A 19,363-nucleotide genomic window follows, 5' to 3' on the forward strand; every position below is an offset into this window, starting at 1 on the left:
TTTGTTTATTGTAGTATTTTTATTGAATAGAAGCATGATAATTAGTGCTAAAGAGACCTTTAACAGTTGCTTTTTACCGGCAATAATGATATTGCTGCGATTTAACCCATCGTAAGTCATGATACTGTACCAATTATTATAAGGTGATTGTACTTTGTAAATAGATGTTTTATGAATTATCTTTTTCATTTATCTGTTGTTTTAAAGTTGTCATAATCTTTTCTTATTCCGCTTTCTTACATCCTTCCGTGAGCGGAATACGGGCGGTTCAATGCGCCTGATCAGTTCGTCGATGATGCGGTTTGCTCCTTCGACCCCATCCGGTCCATCGGCCGGATAGCGCATGGTCAGGGTGAACAGCTTGAACTGGTCTTCCAGTTCCTTCATGTGCGGATTGTCCCGTTCAGCCTCGTTGAGGATAAGGTTTCCTTCGCGGTTGAGCGGTTCAAGGTTGGCCTCGATACGCGTAGCCTTGTCCGTCTTCTTCTCCTCGTCGCCCCGGATGAACAGCGCAATCTTCTGTTCTCGTCGCACCTTTGCCACCAGCGGTTTGAACACCTGCTGGAAGAAAGGGTCCTGCAGCTTGTTGTTCTCCATGTAGCAATAGACATTGGTCTTGCTCCCGACAAATTCAAGCATCCGGACATACCAGTCAATGAACTCCGCATTGAGTGCCTGCGCCAGGAAAGTCTTGATGACATAGAGCCTGGTGCCCAATTTGCCACAAAGCGAAACCGTCTTGAATGATTTTCCTTTCTTCCCCTTGCTTTCACCCGGTGCCGGGTCGCCATACACCACGAGGAACTTGAATTTGGAGAGAGGCGGTATCTTGCCGTATGAAATGTTCTCGAAGACCTCGCCCTCGGAAATGGGGTTGTTGTAATATTCACCCTGTGCCGCCTTTTTGGATATTTTGGACAGTGTACGGTCAATGTCCTCTTCCGAGTTCTTTTCCGGCCATGTGGAAAATCCGTTTTTGTCGCGGATGTTCACGATGTCCCAGGAGTCGGCCATTTCGCCCGCCCTCACCACGCAGCAGTCCTTGGCAATGATGTTGCCGCAGAAGATGACCAGTGTAGGTTCGGAAATGGACCGCGTGGGGTACAGTGCATTTTCCCACCAATCCCAGCGCTTCTGGATGATGTCCGGATTCTTGGTGTCCTCGTCCGTATCAAAGTCATCGACCAGAAGCACATCGGGACGTATGGCCTCGTTACGCGAACCACGCGGTGACTGCCCGGCACCCAGTGCCCGGAACGAAACCTTCCCTTTGGTGGTGAATTCATCCTCCGTCCATGACCCCGGCATTTCCTGCTTGCCGTAGTATGCCATGATGCGTCCGTTGGCTTCGAGGTTGGCCCGGTATGGATCGAGGAGGCGCACCGCATTGTCTTTGCTGTTGGAAGTCAGGATAACATTCTTTTTGCGCCCGGTAAGCGTGAGATACATGACGATGAACATGGTGACGGTGGATTTGGCCAGCTCACGGCTCCAGGAAAGCACCTCGAACCATTCATCGTGTGCAATGATCCGCCGGATAGCCTTTTTCTGGAAGTCGGCAAATTCATATTTGGCATAATTAGGGAAAAAGAACTTGATCCATTCTATGGGATGTTTCTCAAGATATTCCCGGTGTTTTTCCCGTTCGGCTGCCGTCATGTTCCGGTCGACCGGTGTAGCCCTTGCGATGTCTTCTTTATACTTCTCCCAATCGAGGAGAGCGAGTCTGTCAGTCTGTTTCATTGTCTATCCCTTTATAATTTGTCTTTAATGTACGCATCGGCCAGCCGGGTGATTTCCTTTGCCTTTTCAAGGTCGGCCGCCCGTACCCAGTCGATGAGCCCGGTTAAAACACTGATGATGTCGGCAATGCCTACTTCCTGCTCCATGTTGCGTATGGCCGCCGACAGTTTCCCGAGGATGTCAGCCTCCTTGGATGAGGGGAACCGTTCCCCCTCGGGCCGTTCGGCGATGGCCTTGTTTATTTCGGCCACCTGCCGGTAGAGGTTAGCCACCTGTTCCTGCCTTGTGAGCGTAAGCCCCACCTTCTGTTCCTCCCACTTCCCGGCCCGTACCCAGTTGGACACGGACACCCGAGACACCCCCACACGGTCGGCGATTTCCTGCTGTGTGAGGTTTTCCTTGAGGTACAAAGTTTTTGCCCATTCCTTTTTCTGGGCATTCGTCAAATCTGCCATAAATCGTCCTTTTTAGTTGTAAATCACGTTACAAAATTGCATGAAAAAGCGGGGTTTGTAAAAGTGCGTACGCATGATGACGGGTTACAGCGTTATGATAACGCCAGAAAACGTTATGATGCGGACGCGGTTTCTTGTTGCCATGGGAATGTTCTATTTTCGCACCATCAAAAGGCGGGGAAACCGCTGGTAAAGACATGACGATGAGCAGATTTTTCAATATTACAACGAGTGACGACGGCACCAGTACGATATTCCTGTACGGGGACATCGGAGACTATACGGAGGTGCAAAGCGGGCGCATAGCCCAGGAACTGATGGAAGCCGAACGCGTGAGCCGGCGCATCCATGTGCGTATCAACAGCAACGGCGGGGAAGTGTACAGCGGCATTGCGATATTCAACGCCCTGCGCCATAGCCAGGCCGACATCCGCATTTATGTGGATGGCATAGCCGCCAGCATGGCCAGTGTGATAGCCCTTTGCGGCAAGCCCGTAGAAATGAGCAAATATGCCCGTCTGATGCTGCACAGTGTGAGCGGCGGGTGTTACGGCAACAAGCAGGACCTGCAGCGTTGCATGGAAGAGATAGAAAGCCTGGAAGGCAGCTTGAGTGAAATCTATGCCGAGCGGCTGGGCATGAGCAAGGAAGAAGTGAAACAGACCTATTTTGACGGCGAGGACCATTGGCTGACCGCCAAGGAAGCCCTGGACCTCGGTTTCATAGACGACATCTATGATGCAGACCCCGTGCCGGCAGACAGTACACCGGCGCAGATATATACTTTATTCAATAACCGGCTCGTTGAGCCACAAAAAAACAGAGAAGACATGAATCTGGAAGACGTAAAGAAACGCCCGCGCTTCAAGGACTGCGCGAGTGATGCGGATGTGTTCCGCCTGATGGACCAACTGGAGGAAGAGGCCGGCAAGGTACCTATCCTTACGAAAGAGAACACCGACCTGAAGGCGAAGGTGAAGACCTACGAAGACAAGGCTGCAGCCGAAGACCTTGCCGCCCGCAAGCAGCTGCTTGACGCAGCCGAGCAGGACGGCCGCATCGATGCAACCACCCGACCCATCTACGAAAACCTTTTGGCCAATGACCGTGAGAACGGCGAAAAGGCCCTGGCCCAACTGCCGGTGAAGCGCCGTGTGATGGAAGACCTGCACCTGGAACCGAACGGAGATGAGAGTCCCTGGGCCAAGCGCATGCGAGAAATTAAGGACAAACGTAAAAAGTGATTGAACTATGGCAATAATTGTAAGAAACACGAATTACAGCGGCGAGGTACTGGAACAGTTGCTTACGCTTGCCGCAACCAACAACGAGATTGTGGAAAAGGGGCTGATTATGGTGATTCCCGGTGTGGAGAAGAAAATCAGCCTTCCACGCCTGAAGACCGGCAAGATGCTCCAGAAGCGCAAGGAGAACCCCGGCGTGGAGGACTCGAAGGGCAACTTCAACTATGACGAGAAGAGCCTTGACCCGGTAGACTTCATGGCCTTTACAATATTTAACCCCCGCACGTTCGAGAATATCTGGCGCAAATGGCAGCCGAAGGGCAACCTGGTATTCTCGGAACTTCCGCCCGAAGCGCAGAACGCCCTGCTTGCCGAGCTGGCCAAGCGGGTGCAGTTCGAACTGGGTGACCACTATGTGAACGGCGAATATGGGGATGATGATGACCACCTGTTTAACGGCATCCTGACCCAGATGGCCAAGGATACTGAGGTGATTGTGGTGGACAGCGCAGAATCGACCATGCTGGGCAGACTGAAAGCCATGCGTGCGAAGATTCCTGTAGCCATCCGCAACAACCCGGACCTCCGCATCCTGATGAGTGTGAACGACTTTGACAAGTATGACGACGAGCTGACCCAGCGCGAGGCCAAGAACACGAGCGAAACCGATGTGAACGCCCGTCGCTACAAGGGCATTACCATTGAGACGCTTGCTGCCTGGCCCGATGATCTGATTGTGTGCACCCTTTGTTCGCCTGATGCCGGCGGCAACCTGTTTGCGGCTGTGAACCTGCAGGACGATGAAGACGTGATTCAGATTGACAAGATTTCGAATGCCAGTGAACTGTACTTCTTCAAGATGCTGATGAAGGCCGATACGAACATTGCCTTCGGTGAAGAAGTGGTGGTGTTGGACAAGCGCAGCAACCCCGTGTTCAAGGCGAGCGAGAAGAAGATTTCGGTGGATCCATCGAGCGTGACCCTTGAGGCTACCGGTGGCAGTAAGGAAGTGACTGTGACCGCCAGCGGCGAATATGAGATTGGCAGTGCCCCTGCCGGCTTCAAGGTGGAAGCGGCGGATAACGGTGTGAAGATTTCGGCCGGTGCGAACAACGGCGAACAGAAGACCGGTACGCTGACCCTTACGCTCAATGCCGACCGCAGCAAGACGGCCAAAATCACCATCACCCAAAACCAGAAAGAATAAGATGGTATGGCAAAGTTGAAGTATCTGGTAATTCACTGTACGGCAACCCCGGAGGGGCGTGAGGTATCATCAACGGACATCCGGAAGTGGCACACTTCGCCCGTAAGCCAGGGCGGTCGTGGTTGGAAACAGGTGGGCTACACCGACCTGTTCCACCTGCAGGGCGGTGTAGAACGTCTGGTGAACAACAACGAGGATGCGCAGGTGGATCCCTGGGAAGTGACCAACGGAGCCAAGGGGTACAACAACGTGAGCCGCCACATTGTGTATGCCGGCGGTGTGGCCAAGGACGGCAAGACCCCGAAGGACACCCGCACCGGCTGCCAGAAAAAGGCCCTGGAGAAGTATGTGAAGGACTTCCACCGCAGATTCCCGGATGTGCGCATTGTGGGACACAACGAGCTGGCGGCCAAAGCCTGCCCCAGTTTCGATGTACAGAAATGGCTGAAAGAAATAGGTATTAACCAATAATAAAAAAAGCAATCAATGAAACGAATTATGCTGTTTATGATGCTGATGCTGGGAACAGTGTCGGCTGTGATGGCCCAAGGGGCCGATGTTCCGGCAACGGACTATGACACAATGATTGGCACCTTTGCCGGTTTCGTCGGTGGTGTGGTGGTGCTTACTGAAGGGTTGAAAGGTTTGTTCCCCAACATGAAAGGCTGGATGACGCAGCTGGTGAGCTGGTGTGTGAGCCTGGTGTGCGCGATGCTACTGTGGTGGCTTGATGCCGGGTTTGTGAGTGATGTGAGCTGGGACATTGCCTTGCTCTATGGTTTTGGTGTCTCACTTGTGGCCAATGGGGTAGCCGACACGGGACTGGTGCAATGGGTTATCGGACTATTCCGAAAGAAGCGCGAGGAAGCAGAATAAAAGGTTGACTGACTAAAAAACGGGTGGTATGGACTTTAGCGAGATCATGAACATTATTCTTAGCGGCGGCCTTGTGGGCACTGCAGCAGCCATCGGTTCCCTGCGTGCTACGGTGAGGAAAGCGAAAGCGGAAGCGATGAAAGCCGAAGCCGACGCAGAGGGTGTGCGTGTGGATAACGCAGAACATGCCACCCGCGTTTTGGTGAGCAATATTGTGGTACCCTTAAAAGAAGAACTGAATGCAACAAGAAAAGACCTGCAGGCCAACAAGCGCGAAATGGCGCGACTGCGCAAGGCCATTGACACTGCCAACAGTTGCCGCCATCATGATGACTGTCCTGTGCTTGGCGGGCTGCGCAAGCAGCAGGAAGAGCACGACGGTGGAGAAGACACAGACGGAATCGGCAAGCGCCGACAGCGCGAGCGGAAGCCGACGGGCGGGACTGGTGATGGCGGGGATACCGGCGAGTGCGGTGAAGCTGACGATACCGGCGGACAGCCTCCGTAAACTTCCTGAAGGTGCGGTGTATCGCGGGAAGAACGGACAGACCAACCTGACCGTAGGCAGCGACAGCAGCGGGAACATCGTGGCTGAAGCCTCGTGTGACAGCCTGCAGCAGCTGGTGCTGTGGTATGAAGAAGAGCTGACACGCATCCGAAGCGAGACCAGGAACGAAACTTCGAATGACATTCAAACAGTAGAAAAACGCCCTCCGAACTGGATACGGGTGTTTATTACAGGTGTATTGGCCGGCTTGTTGACCGGTGTGTTATTAACCCTCAAAGTAAAGAAAAAATGAGCAAGAATTTTATTTATGGCATTGCCAGCGTGAAATTTGGCGAGCAACTGATAGGATACATTGAGAAAGGCAGCTGGGACTGGGGTGGACAGAAGCCGGAAAGCGTGGACATAGAGGCAGAACAAGTGCCGGATGCTCCAGTACTGACACTGCTGCAAAAGAACGGTACGATTAGCCCCACGTTTAACCTGATTCAGCTGGACTACAAGAACCTGAAGGCTGTGCTTGGCGGCAAGCTGAGCCCGAATGAAGAAACGCCCACTTCGTGGGATGCTCCGGAGGATTTGATTCAGCTGTCGGGCAAGTGGGAAATCAAGTTTGTGAGTGGGCAGACGATGACGATACCCAACGGCGTGATTTTGGCCAACCTGGGCGGCAAGCTGACGCTGACGGAAGTGTCGAAGGTGGAATGTCAGCTGAAGATCAACAAGCCAACTGAAGGCGGTGCCCCGTATAAGATTGCCGATTCTGCGGGCTAAAATTGAGTAGAAATGGACAACCGATTGGAACAACTGATAGAAATGGAGTGTGCGGATGCGCTGCTGGACAGCGGCGTGTCCGTTCCTCTTAAAAGGTGGAAGCTACCTAGGCTGAAACGCTTGTTGGAGGTACGTGTGACGATGAAACGTCCGAGACTGCGTGGGCAGATTCTGCTGGCGAGGGAATACCTGAAGATGGGTGTTGAGCCCGGGTGGCAGCCGAAAGACAAGATCGAGGAGCTGGCCTTTGTAGCGGAACATGGTAAGGCTGTGAGCCGAATGCTGGCTTATACGGTGTGCCGGGGCTATGTGTCGCGACATGTGGGTATCGGGGTGATGGCGTGGGTGCTGCGGAACTTTGTGGAGTGGCGCTATCTGACGGCCCTGTTCCGGACATTCGAGCGTCTGATGGGCACGAAGGATTTTATGCGTATTATCAGCTCGGCGGCGCGGGCGAACCCGATGACTCCGAGACTGAGCCAGACAAGGATGGGGAGTTAAGGACCCGGTATGAGGGTTCCCATAGCCCTTTCGGCTTCGTGTGGCAGATAGCGAGCGCAACGGGCTGGAGTGTGGACTACATTCTGGACGGTGTGAACTACCAGACGCTGATGCTGATGCTGAGTGACGCGCCGCGGTATGTGCGGAAAAAGCAAGGCGACGGAAACGAAGTTCCCAAGACAGGCCGCAGCGCCGAGGATGAAGCGAATGATATAGTAGGATTTTTTCAAAGTAAACTGGAATGAGCAAACCTGTAGAAGTTGAATTTTTGATGAATGACAAACTTACGCCCGGCATGAACAAGGCCGAGCGTGAGGCATTGGAACTGCGTAATACCGTCAGACTGCTGGAGGCTGAACTGGAAAGGTTGCGCCTTGCCGGAGAGACAGCTGCCCCCAATCTGGACCAGAGTGCCAATATCGTGCAGATCCATGCACTGGAGAAGCAGATTGAGGAATTGCGCGGCAAACTGAAACTGCTGCAGGAGGAATCAGAATCCGTGCAGGTCACCCCTGCAGACATGCCCAACGCGCAGCGTCAGTTCAACGGTCTGCACAACAGTATCCAGCAGATAGCCCGTGAGATGCCTTCTTTGGCCATGGGACCGCAGATGTTCTTTCTGGCCATATCCAACAACCTACCGATTTTTACGGATGAGCTGGCCCGTGCCCGGAAAGAATACGATGAGTTGCAGAAGTCCGGCAAGAAAGGCACACCGGTATGGAAACAGGTTCTGTCCTCGCTCTTTTCCTGGCAGACAGCCATGACCACCGGCATCATGCTGCTGGTGATGTACGTCGACGAAATATGGGATTGGACGAAAAATCTGTTCAGTGCCAAGAAAGGCGTGGATGAATTCAACATCTCGCTGAAGGAAATGACCGAGATAGAGAAGGACGGCCGTGCCCAGATGGTGCGTACCCGCTTCGAACTGAAATCGGTCATCGATGAAATAAAGAACTTCACCGGCAGCAAGGAACAAGAAAAGGCGAAGGTGGAGGAACTGAACCGCAAGTACGGGGAATCTTTCGGGTATTATAAAACACTTTCCGAATGGTATGATACCCTTATCCAAAAGAGCGAGGACTATGTACAGGTCCTGCTGCACCAGGCCAATGTCCAGAACCTTGTAAAAAAAGCTGCAGAAGCCGATGAAGAGGTGAATAAAATCAAGGCGCAGAAACCGGAAGAGGCAGAAAGCGCCATGGGCTTTTTCGGGAAGTGGGGACAATATATCATACAGTCCAACATGGCAGAAGCCGGGCAGTTCTATGACGCACAGGCAGCTATTAAGAAACATGATCAGGAAGCTTATGACATACTGCTGAAAAATGCAGAAAACAAACGCGACGGTTATCTGAAAAAAGCGGAAGAAGAAGTAAAGAAAGCAGCAGAAGCAGCCAAAAAAGGAAATATCGGCGGACATACCGACCCCGAACAGTCCGGGAAGAATCCGGAAGCGGAAGCCAAGCAACGGCTTGCCACAGAGCGCAGGCTGGCGCAGGATCTTGCCGCCCTGCAGGCTGAAAACCGGAAGGAAGAGATAGACCGCATGCAAGCCGGTACCGAAAAGAAACTGGCACAAATCGAATATGACTACAACGCCCGGAAAGAAAAAATTAACCGGCAGGAAGCCGACTGGAAACGGGAGAACGAGGAAGCCGGCATAGCTACCGGTGGAAACGGTTTGACCCCAGACCAGACAGATGTCCTTGTTGCTGCCAGGGACTCCAACGACAAGAACCGGAGTGCTGCCATTACAGCTGCTTTGGAGGAGGAAAAGGAAAAAGAGGCTGAAGCCATGCGTGATTACCTGTCGGAATATGGGAACTACGAGGAAAAGAAACTGGCTATCACGCAGGAATATGAAAAACGTATTGCAGATGCCACCACTGAAGGTGAACAAAAAACGCTCCAGGAAGAATTGAAGAAAAAGATGGCAGATCTGGATATGGAGGAACTGAAGAAAGGGTTGGACTGGGAAGCCATCTTCGGGGACCTTGACAAAGTATCTACAGAAAGCCTGCAGTCACTCCGTACCCGTCTGAAGGAATATATCGATACACAAAAGAATCTGCAGCCGGACAGTCTGAAAGACCTGGTACGTGCGATAGATTCCATCGACAAAAAGCTGAACGAACGCAATCCTTTTACAGCGTTGAAAACATCCATATCCCAGGTGCAATCCACGACCTTGTCAGTCAAGGAAGCCCAGGAAGCCTACAACAAGGCTGTCAAGGAGGGAACGAAAGCCGAGCAACAGAACGCCAAGGCGACCCTGGATGCTGCCCGGAACGCAAAGCAGAAGGCTTTGGCCGAAGCCACCGAGTCCCTGCATAACAGTGTGGGGCAGGTGAAGGAATACGTGGGTGCTGCGGAAGACCTGCTTGGGCTGGTGGAACAGTTCGGCATCAATCCCCCCGAATGGATGGGAGAATGGCTGGAGGGTATGGGCCAGACGTTGGACGGGCTGGAGAGCATAGACCTGACGCGGCCGATGAGCATTTTGACCGGCGGTATCAAGGCTTTGAGTGGGGTGGTGAAGCAAGTGTTCAGCCTGGGCGGCATCATCAACTGGAACGGCAGCAATGCCAAGGAGGTACAAGCCACCATGGAGCGTCTGACCAACCGGAACGAGATGCTGCAGACCTCGATTGAGGACCTGACCGACACCATCAAGCAGAGCCAGGGAACGAAGAGTGTGGCTGCCTACCGCGATGCGTACAAGATGCAGCAGGAAACGAATTCAAACTACCTGCAGATGGCGATGGCACAAGCCGGTTACCATGGGAGCCACCACAGCTGGAACTACTACTGGGGCGGCTTCAGCCAGGCACAGATAGACAAACTGAGCGGACAGATTGGCCGCCAGTGGGACGGGAACCTGTGGAGCCTGAGCCCGGAGGAGATGAAGGCACTGCGTTCGAATGTGGATATGTGGACGCAGATCCAAAATACCGGCAAGGGCGGCTATGGCGGGCGACTGACCGAGAAACTGGATGACTACATAGCTCAGGCCGGCAAGCTGGAGGAACTGACCGACCAGCTGTATGAAGGACTGACCGGTATTTCATTCGACGGTATGTACAGCAGCTTCATCGACAACCTGATGAACATGAAGTACGGTGCCAAGGATGCGGCGGAGGATATATCCGAGTACTTCATGCGGGCGATGCTGAGCAACAAGATCGGTGAGATGTACAGCGACAAACTGAAAGGCTGGTGGGAGAAGTTCGGCAGGGCCATGGAGGACAACGAACTGACCGAGGCGGAACGGAACGCGCTGATGGAAGAGTACATGCAGTATATGGATGAAGCCCTTGCCCTGCGTGACAACCTGGCGGCAGCCACCGGTTATGACAAGACGCAGCAGGGTGGTACGAGCCAAAGTGCGAAAGCGGGCGGCTTTACGGCCATGACGCAGGATCAGGGCACGAAGCTGGATGGCATGTTCACCAGCGGGCTGCAGCACTGGAGCAGCATGGACGACGGGCTGGAAAGCGTGGTGGAGAAGATGGACACTGCTGAAGGCCACCTGGCCCGGATTGCCGAGAATACCGGTGTAAGTGCCGGACATCTGGGCGAACTGAAGGAAGTGATAAAGAAAATGATACGTGACGGGCTAAAAGTGAAGTGATATGGCAAATATACTGAGCGGACTGGTGCTGGTGAACGGCACGGACATCTGGACGGAATACGGCGTGTTTTTGGTGGAAGACCGGCGCGGGGGCATGGAGAACCTGACGGCCATCCTGACCCCGAGCAAGGCCAAGAAGGATACGGCTGTGGACATACGGGAGGAGGACGGGGAGAAATACAGCGCCGTGCTCACCCCACGGAATGAGGCGCGGGACGTGACGCTGCACTTTGCCCTGTACAACAAGACCCAGGCAGGCTGGATGAAACAGTACTTTGCCTTTGTGAATTTCCTGAAACAAGGGAAGGACGGCTGGCTGGACATCCGTTTCCCCCAGCTGGATCTGCAGCTGCGGGTGAAGTATGCCGACTGCACGAAGTTCACCCCGCTGACCTATCTGTGGACGGAAGGCGTGCATGCCGGCAAGTTCAAGGTAAAGTTCCGGGAACCGAAACCGATTATATAACCATTTAAATGATGTTCAAATATGCTTCTAACGATATATGACAAAGCCGGGAACAAGCGTGCGGACGTGGCTGTAAACGACAGCTCGACGCAAAGCAAGGAAGTGCAGGGAGACAATGTGCTTTCCCTGTCGTTCAGCTATTATGCTTTCCTGGCCCTGGACGTGAACGACTATACAGACTATCTGGGCGAACGGTACTGGCTGACGGAACGCTACACGCCGAAGCAGGTGAGCGAGGGCGAATGGGAATATGACCTGAAACTGTACGGTGTGGAAAGTCTTATCAAACGGTTCCTGGTGCTGGAAACGACGGACGGGGACACCAACCCCCTGTTTACACTGACGGCCACTCCCCGAGAGCATGTAGCCATGGTGGTGAAAGCCATCAATGACGGCATGGGCCACATAACCGACTGGAAGACGGGTACGGTGGAAGGTACGGAGCTGATCACGATAGACTACGAGGGCATGTACTGCGACGAAGCGCTGAAAGCCATCGCCGAAAAAGCCGGCGGCAAGGTGGAATGGTGGATTGAGGGGCAGACGGTGAACGTGTGCCGGTGTGAACATGGGGAAGAAATCACGCTGGGCTATGGCAAGGGGCTGACCTCGCTGGAAAGAGATACCAGCAACACGGCCAAGTTCTATACGCGCCTGTTCCCGGTAGGTTCGACCCGCAACATCGATGCGGAGAAATACGGAAGCCCGCGTCTGATGCTTCCCGGTGGCAAGAAGTATATTGAGCAGGGTGTGGAAGAATACGGGATCTATGACCATTACGAGCAGAAAGCTTTCAGTGGCATCTACCCCCGGAGGGTAGGTACAGTCAGTTCTGTACGCAGTGAGGAGGTGACGGACGATGAGGGGAAGAAATTCACCATCTATTACTTCCGTGACAGCGAACTGAATTTTGACCCGAACTTGTACGAACTGGCTGATGAGACCAAGCGGGTGTCGTTCCAAACGGGCGACCTGGCCGGACTCGGAGTAAGTGATGACCACTATTTTGAAGTGAATTACGACAGTGCGGAGAGGGAATTTGAACTGATTACTATTTGGCCCTACGATGACGACACCCAGCTTCCAGGCGGCAAGCTCGTCCCGAAAGTTGGGGATACCTATATCCTTTGGAATATCCGGATGCCGGACGAATATTACCGACTGGCGGAGGATGAGTTTCAAAAAGCCGTCAATGACTATAACAAGGCATACTGGATGGATATCGCAGTTTACAAAGCCCCGACTGACCATGAGTATATTGAGCGCCATAAGATAGACCTTTATCCGGGCCGCCGTGTCCGTCTGGAGAGCACGGAATATTTTCCGAAAACGGGTTACCGGTCCAGCCGGATTACGAAAATATCAAGAATGGTCAACCTGCCTTCACAAGTCGAGTTGGAAATCGGTGACGCGCTTTCTGTTGGAGTAATGGAAGAGGTTGGTAATGAAATTACAAATATCAAGAACCATACAAAAGTACTTGCTTCCGCATTGCCTGATATTGTCAGAAGTTGGGAGAATACAAAGCCTACAGACAATAACCTGTTTTCAGCGCTGAAGGTCTTGAAAGAAATAGAGGAAAAGGCCATAAGCCGTAAAAAGGATGATACGGCTTCCGGATTGATTACTTTTCTCAAAGGGCTCTGCTCTCATGGCACGGCAAAGGCCTTGGACGGCTTTGAGGTCGGCGAGTTTATCGACTCTATGGTCGCAGGCAAGGGTGCCGGAATATTCCCTGACGGCCGCGCGCAGTTTGAACGCCTTGAAGTCCGCGATTCCATTACTGTCCTTGAACTTATCTTCAACCGTCTCTCTGCCATGGAGAACGACTATTCCTTCTCCGAGTCCGGTACCATCGAAAGTGTATCGCAGCTTGAAGACGGCACATACAGCCTGAAGATGAAGAAGCGGTGGGATAACGACTTTACTGCACTGGCAGAAAACGATGTTGTATATGGTGTTGTCAATGACCTGACTTCTGGTAGTGGCCACTATTACACATCATGGTTAAGAGTGCTGCATGTAGATACCTCAGCCAATATGCTCAACGCTGTGATGTACCCTGATAGCGAGGTGCCGGGTGGCAAGAATTATCCTCCTGAGCCGTTGATGATATTATCACACCGTGGCAACCCGGTTGATGAGGAACGGCAGTCCTATTGGTATCTGTCTTCTCGTGAGAAGTGTATCTGTATGCTCGATGGCGTAACGAAACCCATACTGGAAGAGAATAACTATGCCATCATCATAGGCAAGTTAAAACAGTTGTCACTGTTTGACAACCTACCTATAAATTACCGCCATAGTTATATCTATTGCCGTGGTATTGCCTTACAGGACATCCTACGTATAGATTACCAAGGCACCCCAATCCGCAACGAGAACAACCGCGGGAAATGGAGTGCAAGCGAAGCGGTCAGTGACCCGTATAAGTCAGAAAAAGAAACCTACGATGCGGTGTATCATTATGGCTGCAAGTGGATGTGCCTGGTGACGGGCACCACGGACGAACCCCAATACGGTTCCGCATCCTGGGCAATGGTCGAGGGCAATCCGGATTTCAGCATCGACATTGAGAGCAGCAACGGCTGGTACTTCGATGCGGAGCGTTTTGCGACCACCCTCACCATTACCGGTGAGCTGTACAACCGTGACGTGACGGCGCATATCCTTGACAGTGATGTGGAGTGGACGCGCGACACGGGCAACGTCACCGAGGACAACGCCTGGGCGGTCGCACACGCGGAAACCGGCAAGTCGCTGCCGCTGACGGTCAACGACCTCGGTCCCGACTATATGAACATGACCGGGTGCAAGTTCATCGCACGGGTATTGCTGCGTGACGGGCAGAACAATTATGAGACAATGAATTATATAACTTTCTAATTATGCAGACTATACAGAAGAAGATAGAGGTCAACTACCGCCCTCTCCAGACCAGCGGCGGGATAGAGGTTGTCGGCAGCGTGCCGGACGTGCAGGTGTACCAGGCTGACAAGGCCGAGTACACTCCGGACTACACGCTTACCCCCCTGACGCTGTTCCCCCGGTGCAATGCCACCGACCCGGATGCGGTGGTCAAGGTGGGTGCGGTCAACGCGTCATTGGTCAACATGAAGTGGTACGAGCGCTTGAACGGTGTACGGACATTGATTACATCTGCCAACAAGAGCTATGTCATTACCGAGACCGGAGCCGAGAAGGGTAAAATACAAGTGAAAAAGAACGCCGTTCCCGGCAGTCCGGTAACACTGGAGTTCTACGCCGAGTATGTCGATGTGAAGCGTACTGGACAGACGCACGTCTACCGTTTCAGCCGTCTTGTCCGCGCCGTTGACGGCAGCGAGGCGCAGCCCAGGCTGATGGTCGACTCTCCGTCGGCACTTGACTGGAACCCGTGTCGGGACATTGCCAGGCAGGCCATCACCGCCAGACTGCTTGTCGGTGATGTAGATGTCACAGCAACCAACAAGTGCAAGTTCTTCTTCTATCGGAAGCTGAATACGGGCGCACTGGAGCAGATTACCGACGGTAACGGCGACAATGACTGGGAGTTCGTATCACTGACAAAGAACGTGCTTACCATAGACCGGGACTATATCGGCCACGAACAGACCTACGTCGTGAAAGCATCGTACTCGAAGGACGGTGCTCCTTCATCCAAGCCGGACAGTGACATAGACTATGTCTCCACCACCATCCGCAGGCGTATTCCCGCCATCGAGATTGACTGGGAGGGATTTCCGCAGCAGGTGGCCGACGGAACCAAGATGATATACCCGAAACCGGTCATCCGTGATACGGCAGGGATTGTCCCCAATCCCCAGGCCATCCTTGAGTGCGAATGGTACACGAAGGCGGCCGGCGCCTCCTCATACGTGCTGGCCGCTGCCGGGTACTCGCCCTCCATCCCATGCACCGACGGCATGATGCTACAGCTGAAGGTGATTGACAAGGGCCCGTATGCGGCGGTGGTGACATCTGACGGCAAGTACGTGACGGATGACAGCGGTAAGTTTATAGTGGCAAGGAAAAGGGATGTTTAACCATTAATCGATAGCAGTATGGCATTTTATATCAAAGTGACGAGAGAGGTTGCGGACAAGCTGGGAGTGGCAGGAATCCGCAACAGCACTGCCGACGGCAATGTGCTGTTATGGCAGGCCGATGTGGCAGGCTTTCCCGGCGATACGGTATTCGACCGGGCGGCAGTAGTCGGGGGCGTGTGCCTTTCCCCGCAGCAGGCCAAGGGTGAGATAGACGGCGTGGAAGATCCGGTGGAGGTCGCCACTCCGGAGGGTTTCATGGATAAAGACGGGGAGGAGGTGACCGATGAGCGTAGCGAGTAAGGTCGGGCAGGTGATATTCTCACAGAAGTCCGGTGTATACATGCCTGCCATCATGTGCGACAAGGGAGACCTGTACCAGGAGTATGACGGTGAGTCGGGCGCTCCGACAAACATAGCCCCCGACTTTACCACGATGAAGCCGACGCTCTCCTTCCTTCTCACCTCCTCACGGGTGGCTGAGGGGGTTGTGGTGCCCTCTTCCATCAGGTGGTATTTCAATGACGTCGAGGTCAAGTTCTCGGGCAACGTCTCCACGAACACGTTTGGCGGCGAGACGGGTCATTTCAAGTTCATTCCCTACAAGGCAGGCACTACGAACTATTACGGGCTTCAGATCGTGAAGAACCTGGTGAAGGCGTCGTCCGGTGCGAGCTGTAGCGTCAAGGCGGTGGCTACGGTGACCGTGGGCAACGTGTCGGATGAGGTGCAGTTCGTCTACAGCATCCCTATCACTAAGGGTGTGGGTAACCAGAACGTGGTGACCATCGTTTCCGGAGATGACAAATACTTTGCCATCCGTGAGAAGGGAGGCAGTGTCGTTCTCACGGCGATGGCGCGGCGTGGAGCGTCAGAGATCACCTCCGGACTGACCTACAAGTGGTCCAGGATGGTTAACGGTGCCTGGCAGACACTCGTCGACCAGACTGGCAAGAGTCTGACCGTTACGGACAGCCTGGTTGACACTACGGGTATCTTCAAGGTGGAGGTGTCGCAGGGCGGCAATCTGATAGGCCTTGACACGCAGACGGTGATGGACTTGTCAGACCCCTACGACATCATCACGAATCCCAATCCAGAGGATGAGACGATTACGGCCGGTTCCGGCGGTTCTGTGACTTATACGCCTATCCTTGTCAAGCGGGGACAGACCACGAAGGCAAAGAATATGCTGTTCTATTTTGTCTTTATGGATTCGGCAGGGGTCATTCTCAATCCGGCTACGGCGAATGTGGCTGCGGCAAGCGGTACCTGCACTGAAGCTATGTGCCAGCAGGCAGGCGGCAATGTTTCATGGACAATCTCAACGGCAGCATGATATGGCAAAGAAAGCGTTGGCAAGCAAGACGGGAGAAGTGAAGTATCTCCAGCAGGGACCGGTCGGCCCACTGGTCTATCCGACCGGGGAGTACGCGGCATCCGTATCCTATACCCGTACCCCACTGTCCGCACCCATGGTGCTGTGTGAGGGGCAGTATTACGTATTGAACAAGGAGGGCACCTTCAAGAATATTAATCCGAAAAAGGACTATGCGGCCAACGGCAGCAAGGCCACCTGGGTGCTAATGGACAAGGTCAGGTATTCGTTCGTCGAGATTCTGATGGCGAATTTCGCCAAGCTGGCAAGTGCGGTGTTCTATGGGCAGTATATGTTTTCGCAATACGGAATAAAAGCCGATGGCTCTGCTGTAGAAACGGTAGGCGGATATAAAGATTTTAATTACAATGACCCGATGAATCCGGCAAACAAGTTTCGGCCAAACTTACTCCTTGATTTTCTGACTGGGAGCTTCAAGGGACGTAATGTTGAAGTTGAGGGGACAATTATTGCCAATGCATCATTTGTTCGGATGCATGATTTCCGTGCAAACGAGGGGTATTTCTTTTTGAATCCGGCTTTTGGCTCTGAATTTCGGAATGGCCGTCCAAACCGAATTTCCCAGAGTATGTATATGCTTCCAGAGGCTGTCCAATATAATGGGATGAAAATCTCGTTGACAATATATAATGCAGCAATGGGAAGCACTTATGGTTATACTTCAGTTGTAACAACAGATGGATTTAATGAACTTACATTTGAAAATAATGAATATCATTATTGCAATAAGATCGCTATATCAAAAAGCGGAGTATATGAGTTCATGTCATTAGGTGCAATATGGATTCTAACTAAAGGAACGGACGTAGCCTATTCTTATGCGGAATTGGAAGAACGTACTTACGAAGACCCAATTAATTAGCAAAATATTAAACAAAACGAGAATAAAAACAAAATGTTAAACCGGTTGTCGTTTTTATCCGAAAATGACGACCCTCAAAAGTACAAGGGATATGATAGAGAAGATTGATATTACAGACACAAGCGTGATTTTTTTTTTTTTTTTTTTTTTTTTTTTTTTTTTTTTTTTTTTTTTTTTTTTTTTTTTTTTTTTTTTTTTTTTTTTTTTTGATAAATGCCATCACAAGGCAGCTCAATATAAAGAATATCAGGAATGAGATGTTCCCTACCTGGAGACTGACATTACAACCGGGGAGGAATATGATTTGGGTACTGCTTATTATGGGGCATATCTGGTAAGAAATAGCGATTCTGGTGCGGCAGCTCTAATCATGGTGGGTGCCGGAGTATCATCCAATATATTGTTGAGCGATGGAAATAGCATTTCAACTGATTTTACCGCTGGGGGCAAAATCATATTGAATAAAAAAACGTCAAATGGCAATGTATATGTAAAAAATGGGAGAAGTACAGAAGCATATATAAATGTCATGCAGATAACTAATTATTAGCAGGGGTTATTCCCCTGCCTTCCTTACTCGTTCTCGATATAAATTGCTCAGTAACTTTTACTTTTATTGTGCTCATTTCTGTCTATTGCTTATTTGCCTTATTCTTTGACCCTCAAAAGTACAAGGGATATATGATAGAGAAGGTAAATATAGGTCAAGTAATGAACCAGTATCAGATAGTGACTGATACAAACTATGTGTATGTGGAACTGGCAGATGGTAGTCAGGGGAAAATAAAGAAAAGTGATTTGGCAAATGTGATGAATACATTAATAGGAGGCTTATTTCCAAAGTTATTTTCCACTCCTTCAGCTGGAAATGTAAAAGGCTTTATAATTAGAACAGCAATAAGTACGGCACAATATCGTGCCATAAGGTTGCAATGCTCTATAGGTTTTAACCAAAACAATATGAGTAATGAGAATTTCTCTGTTAATATAAAGTATTGGGAGAACAAATTCGCAGACAGTCGTCTATCCAAAGAAAATTACAGTTCAACAATATGTAACTATATCGTATGCTACGTTGATAATGACAATACTTTCAGTTTTTATTTAAACAGTAAATACCCAAACCATTCTGGCGGCTATCTTATGTTGTATGCCATATCAAATGTTAATGGAAACAAGAACCAAATTCTCTCCATGGAAGCGGTAACATCGGAATATGTTATTGGCTCTCATTCCAAGGAAAATAAAATTACCATTTCATAAGTCTTTCCAATTTTCTGCCTATAATTAAAATCCGTCCTATCCTCACGGACAAGACGGAAAGTCTGTATTAACTAATTGATTAAGTGTAAGTTCTATAAATTCCAACTCTTCGGACTTTACTTTATAGAACAAGAACTACTTACTATGCCTAAAAAGACATGCGGTAAAATTAATAATAATCAATCAGAATGCCAAACAAAACCCGCTCAAACCATCTCGGCTTGAACGGGCTTAATTTGCGCACATTGGACATCCATTATAAAAGGTATGAAGTGTAATTTAACAAGCAAACAAACATTCTGTCCAATGCGCAAAAGAAAGAGATAGGGTGGCAACCCGAATTCAACTTTATGGCGTTCCCAATGCCTTCTAAGTACATGCTCTA

The 19,363-nt window shown here is 51.3% G+C and carries 19 protein-coding genes; 17 read left to right on the plus strand and 2 right to left on the minus strand.

Annotated elements, in window-relative coordinates:
* Nucleotides 1-210: 210 nt before the first annotated feature.
* Both EYA81_RS17355 and EYA81_RS17360 read right to left on the minus strand, forming a co-directional pair.
* The gene (locus tag EYA81_RS17355) at nt 211-1,743 is read right to left on the minus strand and encodes a hypothetical protein (protein WP_131226186.1); all 1,533 of its coding nucleotides are present in this window, start codon (nt 1,741-1,743) and stop codon (nt 211-213) included.
* Between the two features lie 11 nt (nt 1,744-1,754).
* A complete protein-coding gene (locus EYA81_RS17360) occupies nt 1,755-2,198 on the minus strand; it encodes a helix-turn-helix domain-containing protein (protein ID WP_007562513.1) in 444 nt (147 codons plus the stop codon).
* A gap of 203 nt (nt 2,199-2,401) precedes the next feature.
* Here EYA81_RS17360 and EYA81_RS17365 point away from each other — a divergent pair, with 203 nt between their 5' ends.
* The 17 genes from EYA81_RS17365 to EYA81_RS17450 all read left to right on the plus strand — a co-directional run bounded on the left by EYA81_RS17365 (nt 2,402) and on the right by EYA81_RS17450 (nt 18,978).
* Nucleotides 2,402-3,442: a head maturation protease, ClpP-related gene (locus EYA81_RS17365; RefSeq protein ID WP_207389415.1), complete on the plus strand. Its 1,041-nt coding sequence runs from the start codon at nt 2,402-2,404 to the stop codon at nt 3,440-3,442.
* Between the two features lie 7 nt (nt 3,443-3,449).
* A complete protein-coding gene (locus EYA81_RS17370) occupies nt 3,450-4,649 on the plus strand; it encodes a BACON domain-containing protein (RefSeq protein WP_131226188.1) in 1,200 nt (399 codons plus the stop codon).
* A gap of 6 nt (nt 4,650-4,655) precedes the next feature.
* Nucleotides 4,656-5,120, plus strand: a complete 465-nt coding sequence (locus EYA81_RS17375; protein ID WP_131226190.1) for an N-acetylmuramoyl-L-alanine amidase — start codon at nt 4,656-4,658, stop codon at nt 5,118-5,120.
* 15 nt (nt 5,121-5,135) lie between these two features.
* Nucleotides 5,136-5,525, plus strand: a complete 390-nt coding sequence (locus EYA81_RS17380) for a hypothetical protein (RefSeq protein ID WP_131226191.1) — start codon at nt 5,136-5,138, stop codon at nt 5,523-5,525.
* A gap of 28 nt (nt 5,526-5,553) precedes the next feature.
* Complete coding sequence (locus tag EYA81_RS17385; RefSeq protein ID WP_131226193.1) at nt 5,554-6,033, plus strand: hypothetical protein; 480 nt, start codon at nt 5,554-5,556, stop codon at nt 6,031-6,033.
* A 16-nt stretch (nt 6,034-6,049) separates the two neighbouring features.
* The gene (locus tag EYA81_RS17390) at nt 6,050-6,325 is read left to right on the plus strand and encodes a hypothetical protein (protein ID WP_131226443.1); all 276 of its coding nucleotides are present in this window, start codon (nt 6,050-6,052) and stop codon (nt 6,323-6,325) included.
* Nucleotides 6,322-6,804, plus strand: a complete 483-nt coding sequence (locus tag EYA81_RS17395) for a hypothetical protein (protein WP_131226194.1) — start codon at nt 6,322-6,324, stop codon at nt 6,802-6,804. The genes EYA81_RS17390 and EYA81_RS17395 overlap by 4 nt, the downstream gene beginning before the upstream one ends.
* A 12-nt stretch (nt 6,805-6,816) precedes the next feature.
* Nucleotides 6,817-7,305, plus strand: a complete 489-nt coding sequence (locus tag EYA81_RS17400) for a hypothetical protein (RefSeq protein ID WP_131226196.1) — start codon at nt 6,817-6,819, stop codon at nt 7,303-7,305.
* 38 nt (nt 7,306-7,343) lie between these two features.
* A complete protein-coding gene (locus EYA81_RS17405; protein ID WP_131226198.1) occupies nt 7,344-7,550 on the plus strand; it encodes a hypothetical protein in 207 nt (68 codons plus the stop codon).
* Entirely contained in the window at nt 7,547-10,942 is a 3,396-nt protein-coding gene (locus EYA81_RS17410) for a viral A-type inclusion protein (RefSeq protein ID WP_131226199.1), read from the plus strand. The genes EYA81_RS17405 and EYA81_RS17410 overlap by 4 nt, the downstream gene beginning before the upstream one ends.
* A 1-nt stretch (nt 10,943) precedes the next feature.
* Nucleotides 10,944-11,408 (plus strand): hypothetical protein, encoded by a 465-nt coding sequence (locus EYA81_RS17415; protein ID WP_131226202.1) that lies wholly within the window; start codon nt 10,944-10,946, stop codon nt 11,406-11,408.
* Between the two features lie 21 nt (nt 11,409-11,429).
* Entirely contained in the window at nt 11,430-14,294 is a 2,865-nt protein-coding gene (locus tag EYA81_RS19960; protein WP_370293237.1) for a hypothetical protein, read from the plus strand.
* 2 nt (nt 14,295-14,296) lie between these two features.
* Nucleotides 14,297-15,454, plus strand: a complete 1,158-nt coding sequence (locus EYA81_RS17425) for a hypothetical protein (RefSeq protein ID WP_131226203.1) — start codon at nt 14,297-14,299, stop codon at nt 15,452-15,454.
* Nucleotides 15,455-15,472: 18 nt separating this feature from the next.
* Nucleotides 15,473-15,757 carry a hypothetical protein gene (locus EYA81_RS17430; RefSeq protein ID WP_035449790.1) on the plus strand — a complete coding sequence of 95 codons (285 nt, stop codon included), beginning with the start codon at nt 15,473-15,475 and terminating at the stop codon, nt 15,755-15,757.
* A complete protein-coding gene (locus EYA81_RS17435) occupies nt 15,741-16,793 on the plus strand; it encodes a hypothetical protein (RefSeq protein ID WP_131226205.1) in 1,053 nt (350 codons plus the stop codon). The genes EYA81_RS17430 and EYA81_RS17435 overlap by 17 nt, the downstream gene beginning before the upstream one ends.
* A gap of 1 nt (nt 16,794) precedes the next feature.
* On the plus strand, nt 16,795-17,715 hold the full coding sequence (locus EYA81_RS17440) for a hypothetical protein (RefSeq protein WP_035449788.1): 921 nt from the start codon (nt 16,795-16,797) through the stop codon (nt 17,713-17,715).
* A 681-nt stretch (nt 17,716-18,396) separates the two neighbouring features.
* On the plus strand, nt 18,397-18,978 hold the full coding sequence (locus EYA81_RS17450) for a hypothetical protein (RefSeq protein WP_131226208.1): 582 nt from the start codon (nt 18,397-18,399) through the stop codon (nt 18,976-18,978).
* The last annotated feature ends 385 nt before the right edge of the window (nt 18,979-19,363 follow it).

This window comes from Bacteroides sp. A1C1, from assembly GCF_004328515.1.
In the GTDB taxonomy this organism is placed as follows: domain Bacteria; phylum Bacteroidota; class Bacteroidia; order Bacteroidales; family Bacteroidaceae; genus Bacteroides; species Bacteroides uniformis.

Bases quoted from the DNA above. Each gene is read 5' to 3' on its own strand.
- EYA81_RS17355 (WP_131226186.1), bottom strand. From the start codon at position 1,743: ATGAAACAGACTGACAGACTCGCTCTCCTCGATTGGGAGAAGTATAAA.
- EYA81_RS17360 (WP_007562513.1), bottom strand. From the start codon at position 2,198: ATGGCAGATTTGACGAATGCCCAGAAAAAGGAATGGGCAAAAACTTTG.
- EYA81_RS17365 (WP_207389415.1), top strand. From the start codon at position 2,402: ATGAGCAGATTTTTCAATATTACAACGAGTGACGACGGCACCAGTACG.
- EYA81_RS17370 (WP_131226188.1), top strand. From the start codon at position 3,450: ATGGCAATAATTGTAAGAAACACGAATTACAGCGGCGAGGTACTGGAA.
- EYA81_RS17375 (WP_131226190.1), top strand. From the start codon at position 4,656: ATGGCAAAGTTGAAGTATCTGGTAATTCACTGTACGGCAACCCCGGAG.
- EYA81_RS17380 (WP_131226191.1), top strand. From the start codon at position 5,136: ATGAAACGAATTATGCTGTTTATGATGCTGATGCTGGGAACAGTGTCG.
- EYA81_RS17385 (WP_131226193.1), top strand. From the start codon at position 5,554: ATGGACTTTAGCGAGATCATGAACATTATTCTTAGCGGCGGCCTTGTG.
- EYA81_RS17395 (WP_131226194.1), top strand. From the start codon at position 6,322: ATGAGCAAGAATTTTATTTATGGCATTGCCAGCGTGAAATTTGGCGAG.
- EYA81_RS17400 (WP_131226196.1), top strand. From the start codon at position 6,817: ATGGACAACCGATTGGAACAACTGATAGAAATGGAGTGTGCGGATGCG.
- EYA81_RS17410 (WP_131226199.1), top strand. From the start codon at position 7,547: ATGAGCAAACCTGTAGAAGTTGAATTTTTGATGAATGACAAACTTACG.
- EYA81_RS17415 (WP_131226202.1), top strand. From the start codon at position 10,944: ATGGCAAATATACTGAGCGGACTGGTGCTGGTGAACGGCACGGACATC.
- EYA81_RS19960 (WP_370293237.1), top strand. From the start codon at position 11,430: ATGCTTCTAACGATATATGACAAAGCCGGGAACAAGCGTGCGGACGTG.
- EYA81_RS17425 (WP_131226203.1), top strand. From the start codon at position 14,297: ATGCAGACTATACAGAAGAAGATAGAGGTCAACTACCGCCCTCTCCAG.
- EYA81_RS17430 (WP_035449790.1), top strand. From the start codon at position 15,473: ATGGCATTTTATATCAAAGTGACGAGAGAGGTTGCGGACAAGCTGGGA.
- EYA81_RS17435 (WP_131226205.1), top strand. From the start codon at position 15,741: ATGAGCGTAGCGAGTAAGGTCGGGCAGGTGATATTCTCACAGAAGTCC.
- EYA81_RS17440 (WP_035449788.1), top strand. From the start codon at position 16,795: ATGGCAAAGAAAGCGTTGGCAAGCAAGACGGGAGAAGTGAAGTATCTC.
- EYA81_RS17450 (WP_131226208.1), top strand. From the start codon at position 18,397: ATGATAGAGAAGGTAAATATAGGTCAAGTAATGAACCAGTATCAGATA.